The sequence below is a fragment of the Stenotrophomonas sp. 05L44_2 genome (genome assembly GCF_056665995.1).
Genome location: NZ_JBFTNR010000343.1, coordinates 1 through 4,417, shown reverse-complemented (window position 1 = coordinate 4,417; position 4,417 = coordinate 1). Strand labels below are relative to the sequence as shown.

Annotated in this window: 3 protein-coding genes; all 3 read right to left on the bottom strand. The window is 66.4% G+C overall.

Annotated features, from left to right (window positions below; genetic code table 11):
* Positions 1–501 (bottom strand): glycerophosphodiester phosphodiesterase family protein (locus AC1VAN_RS12975; RefSeq protein ID WP_480985937.1); only part of this gene is annotated, 501 nt, incomplete at its 3' end.
* Between the two features lie 112 nt (positions 502–613).
* Positions 614–1,963 carry a tRNA uridine-5-carboxymethylaminomethyl(34) synthesis GTPase MnmE gene (gene mnmE, locus AC1VAN_RS12970; protein ID WP_442251397.1) on the bottom strand — a complete coding sequence of 450 codons (1,350 nt, stop codon included), beginning with the start codon at positions 1,961–1,963 and terminating at the stop codon, positions 614–616.
* A 3-nt stretch (positions 1,964–1,966) separates the two neighbouring features.
* A partial coding sequence (locus AC1VAN_RS12965; RefSeq protein WP_480985936.1) for a polysaccharide deacetylase family protein occupies positions 1,967–4,417 on the bottom strand: 2,451 nt, incomplete at its 5' end.

Sequence of the window (4,417 nt, the reverse complement as noted above, 5' to 3'; positions counted from 1 at the left end):
GCCGATGCCACGGTTGGCACGACCGGCCTGCTGSACCAGGAAMGCMAGGATCTCSTCCAGSSTGGCRATGCGGAACTGGCCGTCATAGGCGGTGCTGCGGAACTCCGGCAGGCGCTCGCGGGCGTACAGCGTCTTCAGCTCGGCCAGGGTGAAGTCTTCGGTGAACCAGCCTTCGACCGTCTGCCCGTCGATGACCTTGCGGGTCTTCCGCTTGGCGAATTCCTTGTGCTCGGCCACATCGGTGGTGCCACCGATCTCGTTCTCATGGCGGGCCACCATCACACCGTCCTTGGTCATCACCAGGTCCGGTTCGATGTAATCGGCACCGTCGGCGATGGCCTGCGCATAGGCCGCCAGCGTGTGCTCGGGCAGCAGCGCGCTTGCACCGCGGTGGCCGTAGACCGACACCTTGGGCGCGGCCGGAGGGGAGGATTCAGCACTCATGGCCACCGATGGTGCCACGGCCAGCGACAACAGCAACGCACGACCCCACGACTTCACTGCGACTTCCTCAAGCGGTTTGTGATGGGCGTCAGTATGCGGCGGGAATGTGACAGGTTTGGGGGAGATGATTTCCCTGGATTGCCGGCCAGCGGCCGGCACTTACCAAGCGCTACTTGCCGATGCAGAAGCTGGAGAAAATCTTGCCCAGCAGATCATCGGCACTCATCTGCCCGGTGATTTCGCCCAGCGCGTCGTGCGCCAGACGCAGCTCCTCGGCAGCCAGCTCCAGGTGCTCGTGCACCAGCTCGCCATCCGCCCGCTGCGCGTGTTCCTGTGCGCGTTCGATCGCATCGACGTGGCGGGTGCGTGCGGAGAATTCGCCCTCCACCTGCTCCCCTGCCCCGGCCGAAGCGATCGAACGCAGGCGCGCATGCAGCTCGTCCAGTCCCGCGCCGGTGGCAGCGGAGACGAAAACGCGGTCCGGGTCGTCCCGCACCGGCATCGCATCCAACAGATCCGACTTGTTGTGGATGTAGACCTTGTGCGGCACCGCCAGTACCGCTTCGCCGATCGCGGCTTCGCCGGCTGCCGGATCGCGTGCATCCAGCACGATCAACGCCAGGTCGGTGCGCTCGATCTCGGCGCGCGCGCGACGCATGCCTTCGCGTTCGATGGCATCGCCGCCATCGCGCAGGCCGGCGGTATCGACCAGGGTCAGTTCCAGCCCATCCAGGCGGATGGTCTCGCGCAGCGTGTCACGGGTCGTGCCGGCGATGTCGGTGACGATGGCACGCTCGCTGCCGGCCAGCGCGTTCAACAGCGAACTCTTGCCGGCATTCGGTGGGCCGATCAGCACCGCATGCAGGCCATCGCGCAGACGACGGCCACGCTCTGCGTCGCGGCGCAGCAGGGCCAGATCGCTGCGCGCCTGTTCCAGGCCACGCCGCACCTGTGCACCGCCGAGTGTGTCCAGCGGTTCGTCGGCGAAATCGATGGCTGCTTCCACGTGGATGCGCAGCAGCACCAGCTGTTCGACCACCGCCTCGATGCGGCGCGAGAACACCCCGTCCAGCGAGCGTCGTGCCGCGCGCGCCGCTCGGTTGTCGCCGGCCGCGATCAGATCGGCGATGGCTTCGGCCTGTGCCAGGTCGAGCTTGCCGTTGAGAAACGCGCGCTCACTGAACTCGCCGGGCCGGGCCTGCCGCGCCCCCAATGCAATGCAGCGTGCGACCAGCTGCTGCAGCAGTACCGGGCTGCCATGGCCCTGCAGTTCCACCACTTCTTCGCCGGTGAAGCTGGTCGGCGCCGGGAACCACAGCACGATGCCATCATCGATCACCTCACCGTCTGCATCGCGCAGGCGCGAGTAGTGCGCGTGGCGCGGGCGCAACGTCGGTGCGCCGAGTGCGTTGGCAATGGCTGCGGCACGCGGGCCTGACAGGCGCAGCAGGCCCACGCCGCCCGCACCGGGTGCGCTGGCAATGGCCACGATGGTTTCGGTGCGCTTCATATCGTTCATCGCTCAGAGCTTCTCCAGCTGCGCGCGCGCCTGCGCCGCACCAGTGCCCTGCGGCTGCAGTGCCAGGTAGGTGGTGTAGGCCTGCTTCGCCTTGGCCTTGTCGCCTGCGTGGAAGTACGCGTCACCCAGATTCAGATGGGCCACCGCGCGCGACGGATCGATCTTCAGTGTGTTCTCCAGCCAACGCGCCGCTTCGGCGTAGCGTTGCTGGCGGTAGTAGACGAAGCCGAGATTGTTGGCCGCCTGGGCAAAATCCGGGCGCAGCTTCAGTGCCTCGGCGAACTGCACGGCGGCTTCGTCGTAGCGCTTCTCGCGGTACAGCTGCAGGCCACGGTCGTTGGCCTGCTGCGAGCGCTGGCGGTCCGAGGCCGGTCCGGCCGTCGGCACCACCAGCTTGGCCTTGCCGCCCTGCAGGTCGGCCACGGTCACTGGCGCTTCGCTGTTCTTGGCGTCCTGGGCAGCGTCGACCTTGTTGTTCAGGGCGATCGCATCGGCAGTCAGCTGGCGCGTATCGGCGTTGAGGTATTCCTGGCTGTCCGGCACCTGGAACACGAACTCGCCCCCCTGCGAGCCGGGCAGGCTGCCGAAGGCCGGCGTCTGCTGCGAGACCGCCGACACCGCCGGCGCCACATAGGCGGCCAGCTCGGTACCGGTGATCAGGCCATCGCCATTGAGATCGCCCTTGCCAGCCAATGCCTGCAGCAACACCCAGGTAAACACCGAGTGGCCGTTCGGGCCGGCATCGGCCACCTGCTGGTCGGCACCGCCGGCGGTCAGCATCTGCCGCGCGCTGCGGCGTGCGTTCTCGCGCAGGAACGACGAGGACGACGGGCCGCCGCGGGTCAGACCAAGGCCGCTGTAGCAGGCATCCATCACGAACATCACATGCTTGGCCTGCATGCTCTCGGCGATGTTCTGGATGTCGGTCATCGCGATGGCATCGGTGGCAAATTCCTTCGGGTCCGAATCAACCGGAATGATGTAGCCGAGGTCGCGCCCGGATGCCAGCTGACGGGTAGCACCGTGGCCGGCGAAGAACACGAACACGCGATCATTCCTGCCGGTGCGGTCGTCGGACAGCCGGTCGTGGAAGGCGGCCAGGATGTTGTTGCGGGTGGCCTGCTCGTTCTTCAGCACGATCACCTGCGAGGACGGGAAGCCGAACTGCCCGGTCAGCGTATCGGCCACGGCCTGGGCATCGTGGCTGGCGTATTCCAGCTTCGGCCACTTGGCGTAGTTGTCGATGCCGACCACGATCGCCCACGATTTTTCATAGCCGGTGGTGACGGTGGCATCGCGGTCGCTGCCCTTGCGCGGTCGGGCGACGCTGAAGTCGCGGCCATTCCAGCCGGCGAACTGGTAGCCGTCGGCGATCAGCCGGTCCAGGATCTGCGGCAGTGCCTTCACCGCGCGGTCGTGGATATCGTGGAACAGGATGATGCCGCGCTGTTCCTTGTTCACCTGGTCGAGCACGCGCTGCACGATCGATTCGGGCACCGGGTCGGCCCAGTCCATCGAATCGATGTTCCACATGATCGACTTCAGGCCCGCCTCGTTGAGCAGCTGCAGGCCTTCGGCGTTGCGTGCGCCATACGGGAAGCGGAACAGCGGCGCGCGCTTGCTGTCCACGTCCTTCAGCAGGGTGTCGGTGTCCAGCACCTGCTGGCGCAGCGCATCGCCGGTGGTGCGCGACAGCTGCGCATGGGTCAGGCTGTGGTTGCCGACGGCGTAGCCCTCTTCCATCAGGTTGCGGCTGATCTTGGCCATCGGCCCAAGGCTGACCTTGCCGTCGGTGTCGACCTTGCCCAGGTTGCGACCGACCTCGAAGAACACGCCCGGTACGTCGTAGCGCTTGAGGATGGCCACCACTTCATCGGTATAGGCCTTGTGCGGGCCATCGTCGAAGGTGAGCACCACCGTCTTCGGCGGCAGATCGCGGCCGAAGATCTCGCGGTCGCTGTCCTTCATCGACATCGGGTACGGCTCGATCACGCCGTAGTCGCGCAGGATCGCTTCGCGGCTGTAGTCCTTGTGCAGGTGCGCGATGTAGTCGTCCCACTTCTCGCGCTTCAGTTCGATGGCACGGGTGCGCTCGAAGCGGCTGAAGATGCGGGTCAGTTCCTGGTTGTAGTTGCGCTCGATCTCGTCCAGCGCCTCCAGGTCTTCACCGATGCGCTGGTGCAGCTTCACCGCCGGCAACGAGGAATCGGCGCCGATGCGTTCGTGCAGGTCACGCAGCACCTCGCGGAACGCCAGGCGATCGGCATCGAACAGTTCGGGCGCCGACTCGATGTAATCCAGCACCGTGCCCAGGGTAGCGAAGCGCTGCGGGCTGGTGCCGCGCAGCAGGGTGTCGAACTGCGTGGCAATGGCGCCGCGCTGTTCCAGGCCATCGTGGAACAGCTGCTGGCCGATGCGGGTGGAAGTGGTGCGATCGGCCGCGGACTGCTGTTC

Bases quoted from the DNA above. Each gene is read 5' to 3' on its own strand.
- mnmE (WP_442251397.1), bottom strand. From the start codon at position 1,963: ATGAACGATATGAAGCGCACCGAAACCATCGTGGCCATTGCCAGCGCA.